Below are 21,221 nucleotides of genomic sequence, written 5' to 3'. Positions count from 1 at the left end.
CTCCTCTTATTCAGAAGCGGAACAGCGCAGCCACGCCCGCCGTGCGCGGATCGGCCCATGCCACCGTGTCGCCCGTGATGTTCTGCGCCGCGTTCGCCGCCGGAAGCGAGTGGTTGAGGTAGCGAACGTCGAACAGATTGTTGATGAAGCCCGTAACGCTCAGCTTCTCGTTCGGCGTCGTGTATGTGGCACGCAGATTAGTCACGGTGAACGGCTTCTGCTGAAGATAGGAGCGGCTCACCGGGTCCTGCGGCGTTACATAGTAGAATTGGCGCGACTGATAGCGCGCATCCGCCGCCAGTTCGAGCGAGCCGAGGTCCGCCAGGGCGAACTTGTAGGAACCACCGACATTCAACGTGACTTTGGGCGATCGCACGAAGCGGTTGCCGGCCAAGCTCCTCGTGTCGTTCTGGACAATGAACTTCGTATATTCCGTATCCAGCAGACCCAGGGCCGCGTTGAACTTCAATCCTTCGGTTGGCGTCAGCCCAAGCTCGAATTCCGCGCCATCGACCTTCGCCTTCGCCGCATTTTGGAGGTAGGAAACGGTCGCCCCGCCAACCGCCCCAGGGTTGGGGCCAACGACATTCACCTGCACATTCTTATAGTCATAATGGAAGGCGGTGGCGTTGAAGGTCAGCAGACCGTCAAACCAGGTCGATTTGTAGCCGATCTCATAGGCATCGAGCTTTTCCGGTTCGACAGCCGTCAGCGCGACGGCCAGCGTCGCGGCGGTGTTGAACCCGCCCGACTTTACGCCATGCGAGAATTTGGCGTAGACAAGGTTGTTGCGATCGATGTTCCACGACGGTGTCAAATCATAGGTGAAAGCGTCCCAGGTGCGCTTCAGATTGCCGGCAAAGTTACTGCCGACAGATCCGATCGGGCCATAGGTGCCGGTGTAGCTGTTCCACCACTGTGCATAGTTACTCCAGCTAGTCACCGCCCCTTGCACAGAGGATGCCTGCGACGCACGGCGAACGAGGTCCAGCGTTTTCGTCTCACGCGTCCACCGGCCACCCAGCGTCAGCTTGAGCGCGTCCGTGAAGCGGAAGGTCGTGCTGCCGAACACAGCACCGCTTTCCGCCTTGTGATTGTAGGCCGTGTTACTGAAGGCGGCGGCGGGGCCGATTGGGGTGATTTGCTGAGCCGGAACGGCGCTCTGAGGCAGCGTTGCAGAGAAGGCGTTGGAACGGATCTTCTCGTTGAAATAGAAAGCGCCCACGATCCAGCTCAGCCGGCTCTCGCCGGTCGATGCCAGCCGCAATTCCTGTGTCCACTGACTGGTTCGCGCCTCCGTGAAGCTGCGCGAGATTTCCAGCGGCGTATAGTCGGTGTCGCCCGCGCCGCGCGTCTTGAACCGTTCGTAGCCCGCGATCCATGTCAGCGCCGCCGGACCGAGATCCCAGTCCACATGCAGCGACCCGCCGAACTGCTTGTTGCGGCTATATTCAGGCGCGTTGGTGCTGATGTCGTTGATGTCGGTTGACGGCGCATAGCCGTTGCGGACCACGCCACTGGGCAGATAGCTGGCGGTCGTCCAATAGGTGCCGTTGGTGTCATAATCCCGATAATGAACGCTCAGCAGCGCCTGCAGATTGTCGGTCGGCTTGGCGAGCAACTGGCCCCGGATCAAATTGTCTTTGATCGCGTTCGACTTGTTCCCGGTGTAGAGATTGTCGAAGCGTCCGCCACGGTCGTCAAAGCGGAACGAGACGCGCGCCGCCAGCTTGTCATCGACCAAAGTCGTGCCCACGCCGCCCTCGGCGATCTTGTTATCGTAGCTGCCATATTCCAGCTTCACATAGCTGTCGTCCTGGCCATTGAGCGAGGGCCGCTTGGAAATGACGTTGATCGCACCGCCGGTTGTGTTCTTGCCCCAGAGCGTGCCCTGCGGCCCGCGCAGCACTTCCACGCGCTCCAGGTCGAACAGCGGCAGACCGGTCGCGCTCGAGTTGCTGATGTAGACATCGTCGAGATAGAAACCGACCGGATTGGCGAGGTCGAGCTGTTGTTGCCCGGCCCCCACGCCGCGGATCCACCAGCGCGGGCGGCCATGTTGCTGCGTGCCGGCCGACGCATTGGGCACATAGTTCAGCACTTCGTTCGCAGAGCGGCCGAGACCTCCCACCGAGAAGAGGTCTTTGTCAAAGGCGGTGACGGCGACGGGCACATCCTGCAGACGCTCTTCCCGGCGCTGTGCTGTTACAACGATGCCGGCACCGGAATCGGCGTCGGCAACATCAGCCGGAATGTTGCTGTCCGCAGGCGCGGTGGCTTCGTTCGCGAGAGCGGCCGGCATCTGCCCTGCTGCCAACAGGGCGAAGGCACTGGCGCCAAAGATGCGACGGGTTCGGGACGAGTGGATAGGTCTGGACAAGGAGGTTCCCCCATTTGTTGAAACAAGTCCGCGTTGCGCGGATCGGACGGGGGCATCCGTCGCAAATGCTGTGCCATTTTCTTAAGATGCTGTTTTTAAACGTTGTTGTGCAAATCTCTGCCGATGCACTGGTCGAAATTACACAACCGACAGAGATGCTGCTGCTATCTCAGCAACAACCGAGTATCTGGCTGGCTCGCTTTGGAACGCCGTCTAAAGCCCTTCGGCTTCGACCCAGTGGGCGCCGGTTATCTCGCGTGCGAGCGCCCAGACTTGCCGGCGAATATCGGGAACCGCGACGATCTCCCAATGCGCCCCGCGTGTCATGGGACCGACCACGAACAGACGTGTTTGCGCCGCGCCATCGCCGGCGATTGCGCGACACTGACGATCGACATCTATGCCGATGGAAAGCGGATCGGGACGGATATCGCCTCGTTCCGCCAAGCGCTGGAGCAGCGGGTCACGCGTTCGGCGCAAATCTCCAAGCGGACCTGTGCAGTTGATGACCCGCGCGACGTGCAGCGCCTCGACCTCTGCCTGCCCGCGCTCGCGAAGTAGGACGACGAGCGACTTTCCTTCGGGTGTCACCTTCACCACTTTCCCGGCCCGTACCTGCAGACGCCCATCTGCCTGCATGCGTCCCAGTCGTTCCGCGACTTGAGGTGCGATGCGGTGGCGATGCACGTCCCAGTAGGGGCGAAGGTGGCGCAAGAACCGACTCCGTTCTTCTCCGGTTGCGGCCCGCCACATGTCCTGAATGAAAGGGCGCAATTCGTCCACGGCGTTGCGCCAGCCTATCTCCGCGCTGCGGCGCTTCACCTGCCGCACGAGGCTCGAGAGACTGCCTGCTGGGCGATCGGCACGCGGGACATAGGGCATTGCTGGCCGATGGCCATGGGGCCTCAGTCCTCTACGGGAAAGCGCCGTTATGCGGCCCCGGAATCCGGCATTCTCTAGGCTAAGGGCGCAGTCTATGGCAGTCAGTCCGCTTCCGAGAAGGAGGACCTCATCGGCCGGCTGCAAACCCTCCGCCACATCTTCAGCCCATGGATCGCTGACATAGGCGCTATCCTCAATGCCGTCGAAGGCAGCGATGTCGTGCGGCGGCAAATTACCCGGGGCGAGCGTCGAGATGTCGGCATCCACATGGCCGCCTGAGCGCAGCATGACGCGAACGCCGGCTTCGGTTCGCAGCAGGTCGATGGCGTCATCGGTCAGTACCGTGAGCCTCCCTTGCGCCTGACTGCTCATCTCTTTCAGCAGAACGCACAGATATGCGCCGTAATCCCGCCTGGTGGCGAAGCTGCCTTCGCCTCCCATCCCCTGCTTCGCCAGCCACTCGACGAAATGATCTGGCCGGTCGGGAAGCGCGCTCATGTTTGCAGCCCGCACGTTGAGGATGTGCCCCTCCTGCGCTGCTCCGTAGGCAAGGCCTCGACCCAATCGATCCGCTCGCTTCTCGATGATCGTGACCCTGAGCGAACCATATCTCAGCAGGTTCATGGCGAGCAGGGTTCCACTGAACCCCCCACCAATAATGACGGCGTGATCAACCTTCAGCATGGCAAGTCATTCGCGCAGGCTCTGCAGCGGAGTCAAATCATCTCTTGCAAAGGCTGCCGTGGCTTTGACCTGTTTGTAGGCATCTTTGCAATTTGGTATACAGGGGCGGACAGTCTGCGCCTCGCGCACGAAATCTGCAACTTAATGACCCCAAAGGGTCCGAACCGGCGTTTCGTCATTAGAAGGTGACAGCCAAGACTTAGCCCGCCGGTTGCTTCCTTTACCTTTGACGTATTTTCGTGGCGACAACCCTTAGCATTGGTCCCGCCCTGCCCAGCAATCCTTGCGCACCCCTAACCCTCAATTCAGCTTCTCCGGCTAAGATTTGGCGGGGTCAAGCTTCGTCTTCTGTCGGAAATACGGAATCACCTGCTCGCCGAGCAGGCGAATTGTTTCCATGATCGCTTCGTGTGGGACCGTGCCCATTTGGGGAAGAAACAGTATTTCGTCCGCTCCCGCTTCAAATAGCTTTTCGAGGTGAGCGATCACGTCTTCCGGCGTGCCGTAGGCGTTTTTCTCGTTGTACAGTTCGGTCACATCCAACGTCACCGGAATCAAGGCATCGCCCAAACGAGCCACCAGCCGTTCTTCCGAACGGTGCAATTCCTCGACCAACTGATCGGCGTCAAGATCGTCTGTTCGCGGTTTCGGTCCGCCCCCATACCAATGGTGGATCGCCTCGCCAAAAAAGCGCTGTCCGCGAAGGCCAATGCGACGCGCCTCTTCGCGGTCTTCGAGGCAGATGACCGGGCAGAGCGCAGCGAGATGTTCATTCGGCCGGAAGCCGACTTGATCCTCCGCTCTGCGGTTACGGAAGGCCTGTCGATATATGGCGTTTTTGCGCGCAATCTCGTCGGGGCCCGAAAAGCCAAGGACAAGCGCACCCAACCCGCGCTCGCCCGCGCGGACCAAGGTCGGTTCCGACGTGCACGCCATATACATCGGCGGGTGCGGATCCTGGTAAGGCTTGGGATGAATGGGCCGGCGCGGGATTTTCACGAACTCGCCATCATGTTCAATCTCGTCCTGAACCATGATCTTGGGAATCAGGTACATCATTTCGTCGATTTGGGGCTGCAACGTCGCCAAGTCATAGCCATAGGCGCCCGCTTCCTGTTGCGTGCCGCCCTTGCCAATCCCGAAATGGACACGGCCCTTCGACATGATGTCCAGCGTCGCGACACGTTCGGCGACCTTGATCGGATGGTTCATAGCGGGCGGAAGGCAGATGACGCCATGGCCTACATTCAGCGTCGTGGTCGCTCCTGCGATGAAGGCCAGGAAGGTTTCGGGAGCGGACATATGCGCATATTGCGTAAGTGCGGTGTGTTCTACCGCCCAGACAGTGTCAAAGCCCTGCTTTTCCGCGAACTGGCACTGTTCGATGATCTCCTGATAGCAACGCTGCTCGGCGGCGCGGGAAATATCGACGATCTGTGCCTCATAGATGAGCGAGAATTTCATTGAGCGTCCTCTCTTGCCTGATCTTTCGCCTCTATAGGGCGGTGATTTGATGCGGCTGAGAGTAGGACAGGTCCACCGGCAGCAACAGCGATCGGATGGAGCGCAGTCGCCGGGTTCGTCATGAGTTACCGGCGAGAACGGTATCGCGACCCGTGGATCAGCGACCGGCGCGAAGCCGCCGCGGCGCTTTCAGTGATGCCTCTGCGGTGGTTAGATGTTGCTTGCCGAGCCGAGCGACCGCGACGAGCCGCCGGACGGGCCGAGGATTTTGGGGAGGATGGCATGTCAACTTATCGCACTCAGGCGTGGACCGGCCTGCTTGGACGCGTCTCGCTCACAGCTTTGGCGGCGCTTGCTGCCGCACCCGCCTTCGCGCAGACCGCACCTGCCACGCCAGCGCCAGGCGGGCTCGAGGACATTGTAGTCACGGCGCAAAAGCGCGAGGAAAATCTGCAGCGCGTGCCGGTGGCTGTCACCGCTCTCTCGTCAGACTCGCTAGAGCGCATGCGCATCGTCAACGTGAGCGGCCTTGGCGCGATCGTTCCAAACTTCCAAGTTCAACAGCAGCCGAGCAATGCAGCGCTGCCGGTCTATTCGCTCCGCGGCGTCCTTGGCGGAGAAACGACGCCGCAGCTGGACAACGGCGTCAGCCTCTATATCGACGGCGTCTATCTCGGCCGCTCGTCAGGAACCTTGTTCGATGTCGCCGACATTGCACGCATTGAGGTGCTGCGCGGGCCGCAGGGCACCTTGTTCGGCCGGAACACGACAGGCGGCGCAGTGAACATCATCACCCGCGAGCCAACGGGCGAGTTCGGCATCAAGCAGGAGCTGAGCTACGGGCGGTTCAATGATTTCCGCAGTAAGACGCGGATAGATTTTCCGGCGCTTAGAGCTATTTCGGCCTCGATCACCTATCAGCACCGGGAGACTGACGGTTATGTCAAGAATCTCGCGGCGGGCGTGGTGCGGGACTATACCGCCGGCACCAACGGCCTCATCGGCCGGGCCGTCGCCGCCAAAACCCTGGGCGAGCGCAACGCAGATACGGTGTTCGCGGCAGTACGGTTCGACAACGGCGGCCCGTTTGTGGCGAACTACAAGTTCGACTACACCGATTTCAAAGGTTCTCAGCAAGCCTTTCAGCTAATCGGGCTGCGCGGCCCAGCCGATATCCCCGGGACCAACCCGCTTGGCGGAACCATGGCCTTTATCCTGTCGCTCCAGCCTCAGCTCGGCGGCACCAACATCATCAGCACGCGGCCGCTGAGCGCACTTTATGAGCCCCAGCGCGCCACCGACACGCTCCGCGCCCAAGGTCACAGCCTGACCATGTCCTATGAGCTAAGCGACCAGGTGACGGCCAAGAATATCGCCGCCTATCGCAAGCTGAAGCAGGTCGCGCTGGGCAACGCGTTCGAGGGTAATCATCTTATCGATCCGTTCGGCGGGACCGGCAACGACTTCACTGTGCTCGATGCCATTTCGAACCGCAAACAGAAGCAATTTTCGAACGAACTCCAGTTCATCGGGGACGGGGATCGTTTCGATTGGACCGTGGGCGCATTCTATTTCAAGGAAAAGGCGACCGACGTGACCGAGGTCATGTTCTTCAAGGTCTTCCCGCCTGCCGGAGGCTCGGTCGATATCACGCCGGCAGACCATTTCGCCAATGTCCGCGTGCGCAATTCCTCTGCGGCGGTCTATGCGCAGGGTAGCTTCGCGATCACCGACCAGATCAAGCTGACCGCCGGTGTCCGTCAGACTTGGGACCAGCGCAAGGAAATCAATTTCCTGACGACCCCAACCACGACGAACAAGGCCAATTTCGACCGCCTTACCTATCAAGGGGTGATCGAATATCAGGCGACGCCGGACATTATGGTCTATGGCAAGATCAGCACGGGTTATTTGTCGGGGGGGCTCTACAACGGGAAGTCGTTCGATCCCGAGAGCCTACGCGCCTATGAAATCGGCATGAAGGGTGAGTTTTTCGATAATGCCCTTCGCCTCAATCTCGCAGGCTTCATCTCGGATTATAAGAATCTCCAGGTGTCCGTATTCACCACCGTCCTCAATTATGAAAATGCAGGCAAGGCACAGATCAAGGGTATTGAGGCGGAGGCGACACTTGTGCCGGCTCGCGGTCTGACGATCAGCGCCAATCTCGGTTATCTGGATTTCAAATATAAGGAATATATCTCAAGTCTGCTTTCCGGAACGCCTGAGGATATCTCGGACTTCGCGGTCCGGCCATTGTCGCCCAAGCTCACCTTTGCGCCGAGCATTCGCTATGAAACCCTGCCGATGAGCGGAGGAACCTATCTCGCCTTCGCGGTTGACGCCAATTACCGCAGCGACACCAAATTCGCGCTCTCGCCCTTCGCCGACCCGGCGCTTGATCGGGCAGCGACGTCCCAAGCGCGCTGGATCGTGAACGGTCGCGTCAGCGCCGTCGACATCCCGGTCGCGGGCTCGAAGGTCAAGCTGTCGCTGTGGGCAGAGAATATCTTCAATCGCCGGGTTATCGATTATCTCAGCGACGTGGGCGGTATCGCGGCCGCATCGTTCAACCGTCCCCGCACATACGGGGTCGATGCCAGCTTTGAATTCTGATCGGGCAAATCCACAAGCTCCCTCCCTGTCCGGCGGATACTGACTTCGTATCCGCCGGATTTTCTTGTGTGCCGATCGTATCTATCGGCGAGGCGCCGTACTTGCTCGTAACGATGAATATCAGGGCGACATCATCTCGCCGCCATTCACGTCGAGCGTCGCGCCGGTGACCATCCGCGCAAAGTCGGAAAGCAGCATGAGTACGGCCTTTGCGCATTCGGCGTCGGGCGGCACGAAGCCGAGCGGGATGTTCGCGGCGACAGCCGCGGCAAGGCTCTCGACAGACACGCCGCGCGCCTGCGCCTCGGCAGTCAGATGATGTTCGACCGAGGCACCCCACATCCAACCGGGTCGTACGCAGTTGACACGAACATGGAATGGTCCTGCTTCGGCTGCAAGTTGCCGCGTTGCGCCCTCGAGTGCCGCCTTGGCCACCGCATAGGCGGCCTGGCCCGGCGAAGGCTTGATCGCGGCCATTGACGAGACGTTGACAATCGCGCCGTCCCGCTGCTGCTTCATGACGGGCAGGACGGCCTGATACATCCGCAACGCGCCGAAGCAGCTCACTGACATCGTGGTCATCCAGGCATCGAGATCGCCGCCTTCAACGGGACCCGTTGGAAGCGAGGACACGGCGCTATTCACCAGCCCGTCGATCCGGCCAAAGGATGCCGCCGCAGTCTGCGCCAAGCGCTCACATTGCCCGGTATCTCCGACATCCGTCGGCACCGCGATCGCTTCGCCGCCTCCCGCGCGAATGTCATCCACGACTAGGGAGAGGAAGTCGGCCGAGCGCGCGGCGATTGCAACCCGAGCGCCTTCTCGCGCTGCGATCATCGCCATTTCGCGCCCCATACCGGGGCCAACCCCGGTGATGATGATCGCCTTGTCTTCCAATAGCATAGGCATTCTCCCCGCCGGCATCGATGCAATAACAAGCTCAGCCTGCTCGCGTCGTTCTGAAAGGCCTGGCGTCAGGCGAGCGGGCGAACCGGGTCGCTGCCGTCCCATGCCTCATGCGCGGCGCGAATGCGTCCGAACAGGTCGGCGACGGCCGGCGGCATGTCGTAAAGTTCGATGAAGGGCGCGAGTTCGGGAGCGCCTTCCAGATAGCAGAAGCGCGCCATCTCGGAGTCATGCTCGGCCGCAATCTGACACCCGCGCGCGAGAAAATGCGCGAGAAGCGAGGCATAGCCGCCGTCGGTTGCGACCATGACGTGATGAAGACCGAGGTCGCGGGCAGTGTAGATCGATGGACCCGGAGCGGCTTCAATCAGCTCAATAAAGAGGTTGCCGCTGCACCCATGCGCGACTTTCCATTGCGCCGGACGCTCTTCGCCCCGATAGGTCATCGGCATTGCGACATCGGCAACGAAGAAGGGACCGGCGCCCATCGTGCCGATCCATTCGCCGATGGCCGCCTCACGATCGCGCACCGTGAAGCCCAACTGGACGATCTTCATGCCGGCAGGGCCGTGCGCTTGCCTCTCTGCCATATCCGCGGTCTCCTCGCGATCGTGTCTTGAAGGAGCGCTATCATCACCGGCGCGACGGCTCCAGCTATCGGAGCACAGCGCTGCTCTTAGTGCCGTCCTGTGCGCCTTGCGGTTACGCCAAGCGCAATTGCGAACTTTGGCGGAGTCACAGAAGCTGGTCTTGGAGGACGCAGGGGCTGTGACCGGCGAAAGCATGGCGCGACAGCGCGCCACACCTCTTCCAAAGTCGTGATGGAGGAGAAGCATGCGTTATAAATTGTTCGGCCGGTCGGGGCTGCGCGTATCCGAACTCTGTCTCGGCACCCAGACATTTGGGGAAAATTGGGGCACGCTCGGCAGCAGCATCGAGGAGAGCCGCGCTGTCTTCGCGCGTTTTGTCGATGCGGGCGGAACATTCTTCGACAGCGCCTATGTGTATAACGAAGGCGCCTCCGAGGAGATATTGGGATCGCTCGTCGCGGGATCGCGTGACTGCTATGTCATCGCGAGCAAATATACGCCGACGCTCGCAGCTGAGGGCAAATATGGGCCAGCCGCCGGTAACGGCCGCAAGAATATGGTCCGCTCGCTTGAGGCGAGCCTGAAACGACTGGGGACCGATCATGTCGATCTTTATTATCTCCACTGGTGGGACGGAACCGCGCCGATCGAGGAGATAATGCGCGGGCTCGACGATCTGGTCTCAGCCGGGAAGATTCTCTACATCGCTGCCTCCGACACGCCAGCGTGGCAGGTGAGCCGCGCGAACATGCTTGCTGAGCTGCGTGGCTGGTCAAGCTTCATCGGCGTCCAGGCAAATTACAGTCTTATTGAACGCACTGCGGAGCGTGAGATCATCCCGATGGCGCGCGAGTTGGACCTGGGGGTCGCGGCTTGGTCACCGCTCGCCGGCGGTCTTTTGACCGGCAAATATGAAGTGCCCGGCGCGACCGGTCGTCTAAACGGCGCCAAGAGCGATGCTCGACAACGCGCTATCGTTGCGGAGCTTTTGGCGGTGGCAGCGGAGATCGGCCGCGAACCGGCCGAAATCGCGCTGGCGGCGCTGCGTCCTCCCGCCTGCTGTCCCCCGATTATCCCGATCGTTGGCGCACGTACGGCGGACCAGCTTGGTCCCTCGCTCGCGAGTATCACTCTGACGCTTGAGCAGGCGCATATCGCAAGGCTCCGCACAGTCTCGGCGGTCGAGCCCGGCTTTCCGCATGATTTTCTGGAGGCCGCATGGATGGTGAGCCAATTCCGCTCCGACCTTCTCGACAATCACCGCGCCCGATGAACCCGGCACGTGTCATCTCTTCGACTCCCGTAATCATCGAAGCGCCGACGGCGCTCGTCTGGAGCGTGCTGGTCGATCTGCCGCGCTATGAGGCGTGGAACCCGCTCAATCGCCGCGCCGAGTCTGAGCTGCAAGTCGGCGAGCCGATCCGCCTCTGGATCAGCGATGCGGCGATCCTGGGGAAGGAGGTGATGGTGGAGCATCATATTTTTGGGATTGAGGCGCCCTTCCATATTGCCTGGGGCTATTCCGACAAATCCATCCGGACGCGGCGTGACCAGTATATCGCGCCGACCTGGAGCGGAAGTACCGTTTATCGCACCACTGACAGCTTCGATGGGCCGGGTGCCGACGCCGCTCTTGCTGCCTATGGTTTCGCGATCGCGGATAGTTTCAACCGCCTTGCCGGAGCGCTGAAGGCTCGATGCGAGCAATTGCTTTCCGACGAAACCGGCTGAAGTGGGCGACAGGTGAGGCGCTGGTATCAGAATCAGTTATGCCTGGATGCTCGAGATGATCCCACAGGCTTGGTTTTCACGAACAAGCTTGTTCCTGTGGCGCTTCGGGACGACGCTCCGGTCATGAGAATTATCATTCGTCGTCCGGCTGCGCGTTCAGGCACACCTATTCCCGCTCGCACGACGTCAGCATGCCCCCGATGATCGCCGCGCCCGACCCGCGACGCTGGCGGATGCTCGTGATTGCATTCTTCGCGCAAAATCTTGCTCCTGGGATGCTGTTCGGCTCGTTCGGCGCGCTCATCCTGGCCAGCCAGGACCATCTCCACACGACCCGCGCCATCGCCTCGCTCGGGCTCGGCATGGTACTGCTCGCCACCGGCATCTTCGCGCCGATCACATCTTGGTTGATCGGGCGGACTTCGATCCGTTTCGTTATGCTGTTGGGCGCCGCGTTAAGTGGCTTAGGCTATCTTACTCTTGCTTTCGCTGACAGCGCCGTTTGGATGCTCGCTGCAAACGCACTTCTTATCGGGCCGGGCATATCCCTCTGCGGCGTGATGCCGAGCAATGCATTGGCCTGCAATTGGTTCGGTAAGGCGCAGGGCAGGGCGCTCGGCATTGTCAACATGCCGCTTGCGGTGATGATCGTTCCGCTACTGTGCGTAGCCCTCCTGCAATCATTCGGGCTGCGATGGACCTATATCTCCCTGGCCCTCGTCTACCTGCCTCTATTCGCGATGATCTTGTTCGTGGTCGATGCGCCGCCTGGCGAGGGCGAAACCATCGTCGATCCGCGTGCGCGAACATCGCCCAAGCAACTCATGGCCAGCCCTGCCTTCTGGCTCATCGTTGCGTCATCATCGTTCATCGTGTCGGGCGCGATCACGAAGTCGGCACATCTCGCGCCGCTGATGTTCGAGCGTGGTTTTCCAATCGAGGGGGCGGCGCTCATTCTTTCGATCGCGGGCGGCATGGGCATCCTGGGGTCGCCCATCTTTGGCTGGATCGCCGAGAAATGGGGCGGAGGAATCGCGCTCGCCATCAGCGCGCTTTTTCAGGGCGCTGCCTGGATACTGCTCCTCGTCGCAAACAGCTTCACACTGCTCGTCATTGTCGCCGCTGTCGTGGGCGCATGCGGAGGCGGCTATATGGTTTCGACCGCTGTGGTCATCTCATCGCTTTACGGGCCGAGGCAATTTCCCAAGGTTTATGGGATGCTGAGTCCGATGACGCTTCCGATCATGTTCGGCGCCGCGCCTTTCGCCGGCTATCTGCGTGACCTCACCGGCAGCTATACGCTCGCCTTCGTGCTGCACATCGCAGGCTTTGCCGTCGCAGGAGTGATGGCGCTGCTGCTCGCCCGGCTTGAGCGCGGAGCACGTTTGGCGAGCTTGGCGGCGGCTTGAGCCGAACAGCCGGTCAGCCTGCGACTGCTGCGACAAGTTCGATCCGCACGCCGTCGGGGTCGAGACATTGGATTTGCTCTTCCGGCCCCCAACTGCTGCGACTCTCCGGGATCACGCTGCCGCCAGTCCCGATGAGGCGCGGGAGGAGGTCGTCGATAGACTCAACGTGGAAGGCGAGGTTTACGAGGCCGATCTGGTTCGTGGGCCGGGGACTGCCGTCGCGCGCGCCTATGAGCGGCGGATGGTCGTACTGGAGAAGTTCGACGACATCATCTTTCATCCGCATCATCTGTGCGAGAAGCTGCGAACCTTCACATTCGCTCATCCTGTCGAGCTGACCGGGCGGCGATCGATAATCAAACCGTTCGGCAGCGGTGAAGCCCAGCGCCTCATAGAAGGGGAGCGAGCGAGCGATGTCGGGTACGCAAATCCCCGAATGGGAAAATTTGATGTCGACGCCCGGAATCGCGCTCGCCATGCCGCCCGCGTCATACGGGTTACTCGTCCACAGCTCGACCCGAATGCCGTCTGGATCGGTGCAATAGAGCATCGAGACGCCTTCGGCATCGATGCGGGTATGTTCAAGGACAGTGCCACCCGCCGCGCGCACCCGCGCAAGGGTGGCGTCGAGGTCTCGGACATAGAAATTGATGTGGGTCGGCCCGATCTCGAACATCTGACGCCGCCGCGTCGTACCGACAGGGCCCGGTTTCGCGAAGGCGATGAGGTTGAGCGTGATCCCTTGAAGGTTGTGTATGCCGGCAACTTCGATCCGACATTCCGCAAGTCCGTTAGCGCGGTCGAGCCAAGGCCCCTCCAGGTCTGCCAGCCGATGGGTCTGGACGAAGTCCAGCGCGTCGCAATAGAAGCGCAGCGACCGTTCGATGTCAGTGACGCAGAGGCTGCGGTGCGAAAGGGTGGGCATGCTCAAGTTTCCCCAGCGCCGCTGGCTAGGGCGAGCATCTCATCGACGTCGGGGATTTCCCACATCGTCGAAGCATAGCCGCCATCGACGAGAAGCGTTTCCCCTGTGATATAGCGCGCGGCGTCGCTGCACAGGAACAATATGGGGTTGGCCACTTCGCTGGCATTTCCCTTGCGCGCGAGCGGCGTTCGCGCCGTGAAAGCCCGTTCCCAGCCGAGTTTGGGAGCGTGGGGATTGGGGCCGCCACCCATATTGGTCTCGATCGTGCCCGCCGCGATCGCATTTGCACGGATATTGTAGCGGCCCCATTGCGCCGCCATCGTCTTGGTGAGCGCGACCAGTCCGGCTTTCGCCGCGCCGTAACCGGGTGTGAGGGGAAAGCCGAAGAAGGATGTGAGCGACGCGATCCCGATAATCGAGGCGCCGCTTGCGAGCCTGCTTTCCCGCAATAGCGGCAGGCAAGCGGTCGAGAGCCGGAAGAGGCTTGAGATATTGACCTTCAGCGACGCTTCGAATGCATCGGGCTGCCATTGGTCGGGCCCGCCGGGCATCGGCTCGCCAGCATTGTTGATCAGTATGTCCAGCCTTTCGAGCGATTTCGCCACCGCCTCGACAGCTCGATCGTCCGCAATCTCAAGCTGACGATAGGTCATGCCGTAAAGGTCGCTGCCATAATCGGCCGCGCGCGGGCGTCGACCGGTTATCGTGACCACCGCGCCTGCTTCGCGAAACGCGAGAGCCGTAGCATGCCCAATGCCGTTTGAACCGCCGGTGACAAGCACATGGGCGCCTTCGAAATTCCAGTTCGCCTGCGCGCTCGTCATTCCCGCTCTCCTTGCTGGCGTTCGCCCGCATTGTTCCGGTAGACTAAGCCGATGATTGCGACGGACAAGACGGAGCGACCAAGGGTCGAGGTCCACATTCCGTACGCGGCAGCTTCCGTTACCCTGAGTTTCTTCAGATGTTACTGTGCGTCTGCGCGCGTCCGCTGGAATCTCGTTGACATTGCAGGTCGGGGTCGGAATGCTGCAAAATAAATTGATTACTAAAAATAGCAAATCGATGTCCAATTATGGACTGGAGAGGTATTGAAATGGCGACCGCTTACGCATTGCCCGCTGGCGAGTTCGGGGAACCTGCACCGACCGACGCCGCCCCTCCGAGCGACCAGTGGGGCCAGTGCCGGACGAATAACCATGGGCAGAGCCAGTTACTTAAAAACGCCCTCAAGCAGCAAATTCGGAGCCGCGGTTTCCGCTACCAGGACATCGCTGACCATCTCGGCATTAGCGTGATGACGGTGAAGCGTTACCTCAATTCGGACCGTGTGCCGGTCGAGGCGCTTGAAGAGATTTGCGGCTGCCTCGGTCTCACGCTGATTGATCTCGCCGAACTTGCCAAACATGAGGATACGGGAAGCGGACGCGACCTCAATCTTGAACAGGAGCAGGCGCTCGCCTCTGACGATGCGCTCGCACTGGTGCGGTTTCTTTTATACAGCGGCTGGACCGTCAAAGAGATTTTCGACGAATATGATCTGGACGAACCAACGCTCATTCACCTCCTGACCCGGCTCGATCGTCTCAAGCTCATCGAGCTTCTTCCCGGTAACCGGGTACGCATCCGAGGATCGCGGACGATCGAATGGCGTCGCGGCGGCCCGATGCGCAAAGTGATGGAACGCGACATCCGCACGCATTTCGTGAACATGCCCTTTGCCGAGACAAATGATTATTTCGGATATGAAACCGTGCAGCTATCAGATGCGTCGCTGGTACAAATCGAGGACATGATGCGCCAACTCGTGCGGACCGCGCGCGTTCTGCACCAAGTCGATCGGAATATGCGCCATGCAAAGAAGCATTGGATCACCTTGCTTGTCGCAAAGCAGAATAAATTCTGGGGTTTCCCGCTTCGTAATGGGCACCTGAAGGAACCCAAGTGCAACGAAAGCGAAGCAGGCTGCGCCGTTAGAGGCGAAATGCAGAGTTTTCGGCGCGAGGTCAGGTAATCGCCATTCGCCCGCAGCGGTGTCAAGGCGGCCCGGCGCCCGTTGACGGGCGCCGGGAGCAAGATCAAGCGTTTTCCAGCTTCGCATCCCTCGGATCGCCGCCCCAACCCGCGAAGTGCTGCGCAATGACAACCGACACGCCGCCGGTCTGGTCGGCATGCGACATATTGTTCCGGCCCATCTGGTAGCTGCGCGGTTCCTCGAAAATCAGGAGGTCGCGGTCAGCCGGGGAGAGCGCGGCGATATGGGCGTCGAAGCCGTCCTTGGAGAGGAATCCTACACACAGCGTCCCTTCGCCGCGGTTCTTTTGCACGAAGCGGTGTGATGAACCAAGGGAGTCACGCTTGATAAAGTCATCGTCTTCGATTTCCATCAGGCCGATCGCATGACACTCACCCGCGGTAACATAATGGCGCATAGAGAATTGGCCCGCGGAATCGGTTTCCTTCGATGTGTAAGTGCCCTCTATGCCCATAATCGCGTCCCAAAGCTTTGCCGAGTCGGCGATGTTGGTGACTGTGATGTCGAGAACATAGGGAAGGATCGTCATCGGGCTACCAAACACCTCGGGCCGGCGGGAGGTGAAGACGATGTCGACACCGTTGGCGTCGAGATGATAGTTGCCGTCGGCGTCCTTTTCCGTCCTGCCGCCAGCGTCGCGCACGGCTGCGACATGCTCTTCAAGATTGGGGACCATCAAGGTGAGCAGCGTGTCGCCCGCAGCGACATCGATGCCCGCCTCGATCAGGTCCATATAAGCGAAGGATCGCGTCCGATAGCGCGCCCGGCGCCGCCCGTCCTCGGTATAGTCGCGGATGACCGGCTCTGCCCCGATCAGTGCGCTCCAGCGCTTCACCGTCTTGGCAAAATCATCCACTGCGATTGAGATGGAGACCGGCTCCGCATGTCCCATTCCTAAAGGCATTTTCCACTCCGTCTGTTGTTGCTCCAGCAGCGTAGAAGGGGGCGTGAAGCCCGCAAGCATGGGCAACCGGGAGTAGCGGTATCTGCTACCCCGAACCTTCTCGGGCGATGCTTGCGAACACCGTAGTCACGGCGCTGCTCGCTTGCGTTCCAAACTAAGCCACAGCAACGACGATGGAATCAAACCCGGCGGTTTCGCTCTTTGCTCAGGACTGTGCGGGGGAGGTGAGTTCGAGGGCGAGAATGTCGATAAGCTCGCCCTGAGTGCTCCAATAGAGTTCAGCCTCCAGCCGGGCGAGGCGCCAAGCACCAGCTTCGCGCCTTGCCGAGAAGCGATATTGGCCGCCATTGATCAGGAGTCTTTTGCCTCCCGGCCCCGCGACGACATCGGGGTTGAGATAATAGGCTTCGCCCATCGCCGCATCGCCCGCGACCTCGACATTGAGGTTGGCCAGCATATGCTGAGTATGCGGCAGCGAGGCGGGGTTCATGATCGTCGGCATCCAGCGGGTGATCTCGTCGGGCGTCCCCGCGCGGCCATAGGCGCGGCTATAATCGATCCACGCATCGTCGGTGAAAAGCCCGCGATAATCGGTCCAGTTGAAGCTGTCGCACGCCTTTGCGTAACGGACCATCAAACGATTGAGGTCCCACCAGTCGCGCATGCCGCTGTCGTCAACCATATCGATCACCGCCCTCTGCCCCCGTGTCCTCTCGTTTACGCAAGCCTTTCCGCATGCACGCCGTTCAGGATGAGCGGGAAATGCTCTAGCCCCTTCATCGACGTATATCCCTCAGGAACCTGCGGCGGCCCGTCCGTTTCAAGGCCAGGAAAGCGCGTCGCGAACAGGATGAGCGCTTCTTCCATCTCGGCGCGCGCCAGCCCGTTACCGAGGCACAGGCGCTGGCCAAGGCCAAAGGTCAGCTGCTTCGAAGCGTTCGGCCGGGTGATGTCGAACCGTTCGGGGTCAGGGAAGATGCGGGGATCATTGTTCGCGGCGAGCGCGCACAGGCCGATGAAGCTTCCCGCCGGGAAGAGGATTTCACGGTAAACGACATCTTCCCGGACCTGGCGGACGAAGCCGTCAAGCGACGGCTCAAGCCGCATCGCTTCTTCCACGGCGTTGCCGGCGAGGGACGGGTCGGCGACAAGCATGTCCCACTGGTCCCGATTGGCGAGCAGAAGATACATGGCCCAGCCGAGCTGGTAGCGCGTGGTGTCGTGGCCCGCGAACAGGAAATTGACGAGGGCGCCGAACATTTCCTCCTCGGTAAGCGTCTCGCTTTCGGCCTGGGTCCGGATCAGCGTGCTGATGAAATCGTCGCCCAGATCATCGCGGCGTTCGGCGACCAGTTCGCGATAATAGCCGTAGAGGCGGGTCAGCGCGTCATCGATCTTTGCAAGATGCGGGTCGAGCGGCGTTCGGCCGACAAGACCAAGCGTAACGGTCCATTGGCTGAAGCGCTCGACATCGCCTTCCGGGACGCCGATCAGTGCACACAGCACGCGTAGTGGATACCAATGGCTGAAATCCGCAGTCATGTCGAAGCGGCCATCGGGCGGGATACGGCCGATAAGATCCTCCGCGACGCGCCGCATCACGAGCCGCATCTCGTTGATCCGCCCCGACCCAAAGCCGCGCTGGAGCACGCGGCGGATACGATCGTGCCGCGGGCCTTGGATAAGCGGCAACATTCCGTCGCGTGAGTAATCGACAAGCATGGGCGAGCCGCCCTTGCTTTCGAAAAAACCGGTGCCTGCGCCGTCCAGCCTTTTGTCGCGCACCATCTCCCGGATCACATCATAATCGAGGATGTGGACGCCGGTAGCGGACCGCGCCACCCAGGAGCGCCTGAGCGCCTCTCCGACAACCGATTGCCGGTTGGTCGCATAGGCGTTGCTATGGATATCTATGAAGGGAAGCTCGGCTTCGTCAATGTGCGTCACCCCCATTGTGCGTACCTCTCAGGATATGACCGGCCATCGTGCCGCTATCGAAGAGAGCCTGCGGCTTGCATCAGGCGTTCGCCAGTTTGCGATAGTCGCTGTAAGCCCCGTCATGATGCTCGGCGAACCAGATCTCTGTTCCGTGAAAGGACGTGATCGTGTTGCCGCGCCCCATCGGATAGGCATGGGGCTCCGGATCGACGAAGCTGAAACCGCGCGCCTCTAGCTCCTTTTGTGCCCGGTCGATGTCATCGACGAGGAAGCCGATGAGGAAGACGCCTTCGCCGCGCTGATCGAGCGCTTGCTGCAGCCGCTTTCCGCCAGCGGTTTGCGGCGCGTCGGTGGTGAGTTGGAACAGGCCGACCGAATGTATGCCCTTGCCCTCGCCAGGCGCCGGGAAATGAGCAGAGCGGATTTCACCGCCGGAGTCACTGATTGCGGTCGTGTCGATTGGATCGACGCCCAACAGGGATCGGTAGCTGGCGATCGCCGCGTCGAGGTCGCGGACGACGATGTCGATCACGTAAAGTTGGCGCAGCATGCCGTTCTGAGTCGGATCGCCATATTCGACCGAACCGTTGGCGGTGCGCATCATCGACTTGGCGCGCTCATACCCTCCTTCGTCGTGCTGCGCGATCGAATAACTCACACCGTGGATCGGCGCGGTCAGATTGTTGCGCCCGACCGCATAGCGGTGCTGTTCGGCGTAGAGGAATTCGACGCCGCGCATGCGCATCTCCGCAACGGTCGCATCGACGTCGTCGCAAAGGATGCCGATGAGGATGACGCCTTCGGGCTCTTCCTTCGGGCCATCCCCGCTTCGATCAAAGATGCCGACTGCGTGAATACCGGCACCCTCGCCGGGCATCTGGTAATAGATGGCGTTGAGCTTCACACCGGGCGCCATGCTCGGCTCGATGACGAGCGGCTCGGTGCCGAATAGGCGATCAAAGTCGGATTTAGCCGCATCGATCCGATCCACCACGAAATCGACGACGTAGATCTGTTTCAGCAAGTCAATTCTCCCCGTCGCCTTCGCTCTGAACGAAAGAACATGTGTGCGACGTCTGGCCGGGTTCAACCTTCGTCCGCGGGCGATTTCCGGCTGGGCTGTGCAATGCCTCGATCCGCAAGCCCGGACTAAGTGGCGTGCGGAGACAGCGCAACAGGGGGAGCGGCGACCTAGATCGTCAGTTTCAGTCTGCGTAACTCCGGGGCACAGGATGCGCCGGTCGCTGCGAAAACGGGTCGAGGGTATAGGGCGCAGCCCCGGGAGCCCCTTTCATCCAGGGCTGAACTGAGCAATAACAAAAGTATAAGCAGGTGAAGGCTAACCCAGAGCATTCTGGGGAACGACGGGTCGTCTGAACTTACCCGACATTCAGTCGAAGACGACCCGCGGTCAGGCTTCAACGGACACGCGGCGAAGCTACTTTCGCCGTTGAAGGGAGAGAGTCGCCTTGACCCAAATGCATGGGGAAACTGAAGCCATTTCCACGCCGCTCGCAACCGAGGATCAGGAGTATGTGGAGCGCATTGCCGCCCGGCTCCGCCGCGACCCGCGGGTTCAGGCGGCGATCGCCCGCGTCGAGGCGCATTGGCGCGAAGCGATGGCCCCGAATGAAGAGCATCTCGACCGTTTTCCAGCCGAATATGAGCAGGCCGCTTTTTGCGGCCTTATGAACGCCGCCAATGAAGACCCGCTTCGTCCCCGTATTCACGCCTTCGCCCGCCTGGCGCACCGACTGGGCGACGACGAGATACCAGCCACCAAAAGCGGCCATCCCAATCCCGATTATATCTACCGCTTTGCGCCGATCGAGGGCGCGTCAGAATATGTGATCGAAGGGCAAATGCCGCCCGGTCGCCCCATCGCGTTTGAAGTCGCCATGCTGACCGCCGAGCAGGCATATCAGAAGAATTTGTCTCTCTCCGCGCTTCATGTCGAAGAGGATGGCAGTTTCACGCTTACCATCGGACCGCGAGCGGAAGGCGATAACCCCAATCATTTCGAAAGCAACGCGCAAAGCGTCCAGATGCTGATCCGCGACGTCATCAGCGACCCCGCCAATCAGTCGCCGATCGCCTTGACGATCAGGCGCCTCGGCCCCGAACCAACACGGCCATCCCACTCCTTCGACGAGATGGCGGCGGCCGCCGAACGGCACATTCGCAAGCATGTCGATGATCTGGTCTTCGTCACCCGCAACTTCGTCCTCACTACGCCGGCTAACAGCTTCGGTTCGCCCAAGATCCATCAGGAAAGCATGTATTCGGTCGCGCAAGCTTATGCGCCCGGTCATTACCGCCTATCCGACGGCGAGGCCCTACTCATCTCCCTCACACTTGGCACCGCTCTATACGCGGTCGTTCCGGTGTCCAACTTCTGGGGCGGCGTCGGCAATCTGCTTGAGCGGCCAGTGGCGATCGGCACGGGTCGGGCCAAGCCCAATCCCGATGGAGGCTACACTTTCGTCGTGTCGCACCAGGACCCCGGCGTCGCCAACTGGGTCGATCCCGATGGCTTGCACGAAGGCGTGATCTTTCTGCGCTGGATCGGCTTCTCGGACGGCGGCACGGAGGCGAAACCGCCTCGGCTGGAGGTAGAAGCATTGCCCTTCGACGCACTGCGCGAGCGTGTACCTGCCATTGTTCCACGCCTCACCCCCGAAGAGCGGCAAGCGGAACATGCGGAGTGGCGCCGCCACTATGAACGCGTCATGGGTTAGGCCGGGCGCTCCAGCAAAGGGT

General features: G+C 60.8%; 17 protein-coding genes. 6 read left to right on the top strand and 11 right to left on the bottom strand.

What is annotated here, in order from left to right; genetic code table 11:
• Nucleotides 1–10: 10 nt before the first annotated feature.
• The 3 genes from ACZ5Y5_RS15130 to ACZ5Y5_RS15120 form a co-directional block, all read right to left on the bottom strand.
• Nucleotides 11–2,302, bottom strand: a complete 2,292-nt coding sequence (locus tag ACZ5Y5_RS15130) for a TonB-dependent receptor (RefSeq protein ID WP_464811327.1) — start codon at nucleotides 2,300–2,302, stop codon at nucleotides 11–13.
• Nucleotides 2,303–2,593: 291 nt separating this feature from the next.
• Nucleotides 2,594–3,946: an FAD/NAD(P)-binding protein gene (locus tag ACZ5Y5_RS15125; RefSeq protein WP_464811326.1), complete on the bottom strand. Its 1,353-nt coding sequence runs from the start codon at nucleotides 3,944–3,946 to the stop codon at nucleotides 2,594–2,596.
• A 318-nt stretch (nucleotides 3,947–4,264) separates the two neighbouring features.
• Nucleotides 4,265–5,410, bottom strand: a complete 1,146-nt coding sequence (locus ACZ5Y5_RS15120; RefSeq protein ID WP_464811325.1) for an LLM class flavin-dependent oxidoreductase — start codon at nucleotides 5,408–5,410, stop codon at nucleotides 4,265–4,267.
• A gap of 282 nt (nucleotides 5,411–5,692) precedes the next feature.
• On the opposite strand from ACZ5Y5_RS15120, the gene ACZ5Y5_RS15115 reads away from it, so the two are divergent.
• The gene (locus tag ACZ5Y5_RS15115; RefSeq protein WP_464811324.1) at nucleotides 5,693–8,026 is read left to right on the top strand and encodes a TonB-dependent receptor; all 2,334 of its coding nucleotides are present in this window, start codon (nucleotides 5,693–5,695) and stop codon (nucleotides 8,024–8,026) included.
• Nucleotides 8,027–8,146: 120 nt separating this feature from the next.
• Here ACZ5Y5_RS15115 and ACZ5Y5_RS15110 read toward each other — a convergent pair whose 3' ends face one another.
• Nucleotides 8,147–8,929: an SDR family oxidoreductase gene (locus ACZ5Y5_RS15110; RefSeq protein ID WP_464811323.1), complete on the bottom strand. Its 783-nt coding sequence runs from the start codon at nucleotides 8,927–8,929 to the stop codon at nucleotides 8,147–8,149.
• Nucleotides 8,930–9,000: 71 nt separating this feature from the next.
• Nucleotides 9,001–9,522, bottom strand: a complete 522-nt coding sequence (locus tag ACZ5Y5_RS15105) for a VOC family protein (RefSeq protein ID WP_464811322.1) — start codon at nucleotides 9,520–9,522, stop codon at nucleotides 9,001–9,003.
• Between the two features lie 244 nt (nucleotides 9,523–9,766).
• Between ACZ5Y5_RS15105 and ACZ5Y5_RS15100 the strand changes: the two genes are divergently transcribed.
• The 3 genes from ACZ5Y5_RS15100 (at nucleotide 9,767) to ACZ5Y5_RS15090 (ending at nucleotide 12,662) form a co-directional block, all read left to right on the top strand.
• Nucleotides 9,767–10,795, top strand: coding sequence for an aldo/keto reductase (locus tag ACZ5Y5_RS15100; protein ID WP_464811321.1), 1,029 nt, complete (start codon nucleotides 9,767–9,769; stop codon nucleotides 10,793–10,795).
• Nucleotides 10,792–11,253: an SRPBCC domain-containing protein gene (locus ACZ5Y5_RS15095; protein WP_464811320.1), complete on the top strand. Its 462-nt coding sequence runs from the start codon at nucleotides 10,792–10,794 to the stop codon at nucleotides 11,251–11,253. Before ACZ5Y5_RS15100 ends, ACZ5Y5_RS15095 begins: the two co-directional genes overlap by 4 nt.
• A 191-nt stretch (nucleotides 11,254–11,444) precedes the next feature.
• Complete coding sequence (locus ACZ5Y5_RS15090; RefSeq protein ID WP_464811319.1) at nucleotides 11,445–12,662, top strand: MFS transporter; 1,218 nt, start codon at nucleotides 11,445–11,447, stop codon at nucleotides 12,660–12,662.
• Between the two features lie 13 nt (nucleotides 12,663–12,675).
• Here ACZ5Y5_RS15090 and ACZ5Y5_RS15085 read toward each other — a convergent pair whose 3' ends face one another.
• Both ACZ5Y5_RS15085 and ACZ5Y5_RS15080 read right to left on the bottom strand, forming a co-directional pair.
• Complete coding sequence (locus ACZ5Y5_RS15085) at nucleotides 12,676–13,587, bottom strand: VOC family protein (protein ID WP_464811318.1); 912 nt, start codon at nucleotides 13,585–13,587, stop codon at nucleotides 12,676–12,678.
• Nucleotides 13,588–13,589: 2 nt separating this feature from the next.
• The gene (locus tag ACZ5Y5_RS15080; protein ID WP_464811317.1) at nucleotides 13,590–14,411 is read right to left on the bottom strand and encodes an SDR family NAD(P)-dependent oxidoreductase; all 822 of its coding nucleotides are present in this window, start codon (nucleotides 14,409–14,411) and stop codon (nucleotides 13,590–13,592) included.
• Between the two features lie 269 nt (nucleotides 14,412–14,680).
• Between ACZ5Y5_RS15080 and ACZ5Y5_RS15075 the strand changes: the two genes are divergently transcribed.
• Entirely contained in the window at nucleotides 14,681–15,598 is a 918-nt protein-coding gene (locus ACZ5Y5_RS15075; RefSeq protein WP_464811316.1) for a helix-turn-helix domain-containing protein, read from the top strand.
• 64 nt (nucleotides 15,599–15,662) lie between these two features.
• Here ACZ5Y5_RS15075 and ACZ5Y5_RS15070 read toward each other — a convergent pair whose 3' ends face one another.
• From ACZ5Y5_RS15070 to ACZ5Y5_RS15055, 4 genes are all read right to left on the bottom strand, one after another.
• Nucleotides 15,663–16,523, bottom strand: coding sequence for a hypothetical protein (locus ACZ5Y5_RS15070; protein WP_464811315.1), 861 nt, complete (start codon nucleotides 16,521–16,523; stop codon nucleotides 15,663–15,665).
• 205 nt (nucleotides 16,524–16,728) lie between these two features.
• Nucleotides 16,729–17,205, bottom strand: a complete 477-nt coding sequence (locus ACZ5Y5_RS15065) for a nuclear transport factor 2 family protein (RefSeq protein WP_464811626.1) — start codon at nucleotides 17,203–17,205, stop codon at nucleotides 16,729–16,731.
• 35 nt (nucleotides 17,206–17,240) lie between these two features.
• Complete coding sequence (locus ACZ5Y5_RS15060) at nucleotides 17,241–18,470, bottom strand: cytochrome P450 (RefSeq protein WP_464811314.1); 1,230 nt, start codon at nucleotides 18,468–18,470, stop codon at nucleotides 17,241–17,243.
• Nucleotides 18,471–18,540: 70 nt separating this feature from the next.
• Entirely contained in the window at nucleotides 18,541–19,485 is a 945-nt protein-coding gene (locus ACZ5Y5_RS15055) for a VOC family protein (protein WP_464811313.1), read from the bottom strand.
• A 445-nt stretch (nucleotides 19,486–19,930) separates the two neighbouring features.
• Here ACZ5Y5_RS15055 and ACZ5Y5_RS15050 point away from each other — a divergent pair, with 445 nt between their 5' ends.
• A complete protein-coding gene (locus tag ACZ5Y5_RS15050; RefSeq protein WP_464811312.1) occupies nucleotides 19,931–21,199 on the top strand; it encodes a hypothetical protein in 1,269 nt (422 codons plus the stop codon).
• The last annotated feature ends 22 nt before the right edge of the window (nucleotides 21,200–21,221 follow it).

This window comes from Sphingobium sp. TomTYG65 (assembly GCF_055395525.1).
The sequence above is the reverse complement of the archived record's forward strand: the minus strand, read 5'-3'. Positions and strand labels throughout refer to the sequence as shown.

Bases quoted from the DNA above. Each gene is read 5' to 3' on its own strand.
- ACZ5Y5_RS15090 (WP_464811319.1), top strand. From the start codon at position 11,445: ATGCCCCCGATGATCGCCGCGCCCGACCCGCGACGCTGGCGGATGCTC.
- ACZ5Y5_RS15095 (WP_464811320.1), top strand. From the start codon at position 10,792: ATGAACCCGGCACGTGTCATCTCTTCGACTCCCGTAATCATCGAAGCG.
- ACZ5Y5_RS15065 (WP_464811626.1), bottom strand. From the start codon at position 17,205: ATGGTTGACGACAGCGGCATGCGCGACTGGTGGGACCTCAATCGTTTG.
- ACZ5Y5_RS15105 (WP_464811322.1), bottom strand. From the start codon at position 9,522: ATGGCAGAGAGGCAAGCGCACGGCCCTGCCGGCATGAAGATCGTCCAG.
- ACZ5Y5_RS15085 (WP_464811318.1), bottom strand. From the start codon at position 13,587: ATGCCCACCCTTTCGCACCGCAGCCTCTGCGTCACTGACATCGAACGG.
- ACZ5Y5_RS15080 (WP_464811317.1), bottom strand. From the start codon at position 14,411: ATGACGAGCGCGCAGGCGAACTGGAATTTCGAAGGCGCCCATGTGCTT.
- ACZ5Y5_RS15070 (WP_464811315.1), bottom strand. From the start codon at position 16,523: ATGCCTTTAGGAATGGGACATGCGGAGCCGGTCTCCATCTCAATCGCA.
- ACZ5Y5_RS15115 (WP_464811324.1), top strand. From the start codon at position 5,693: ATGTCAACTTATCGCACTCAGGCGTGGACCGGCCTGCTTGGACGCGTC.
- ACZ5Y5_RS15130 (WP_464811327.1), bottom strand. From the start codon at position 2,302: ATGCCGGCCGCTCTCGCGAACGAAGCCACCGCGCCTGCGGACAGCAAC.
- ACZ5Y5_RS15075 (WP_464811316.1), top strand. From the start codon at position 14,681: ATGGCGACCGCTTACGCATTGCCCGCTGGCGAGTTCGGGGAACCTGCA.
- ACZ5Y5_RS15120 (WP_464811325.1), bottom strand. From the start codon at position 5,410: ATGAAATTCTCGCTCATCTATGAGGCACAGATCGTCGATATTTCCCGC.
- ACZ5Y5_RS15100 (WP_464811321.1), top strand. From the start codon at position 9,767: ATGCGTTATAAATTGTTCGGCCGGTCGGGGCTGCGCGTATCCGAACTC.
- ACZ5Y5_RS15110 (WP_464811323.1), bottom strand. From the start codon at position 8,929: ATGCTATTGGAAGACAAGGCGATCATCATCACCGGGGTTGGCCCCGGT.
- ACZ5Y5_RS15125 (WP_464811326.1), bottom strand. From the start codon at position 3,946: ATGCTGAAGGTTGATCACGCCGTCATTATTGGTGGGGGGTTCAGTGGA.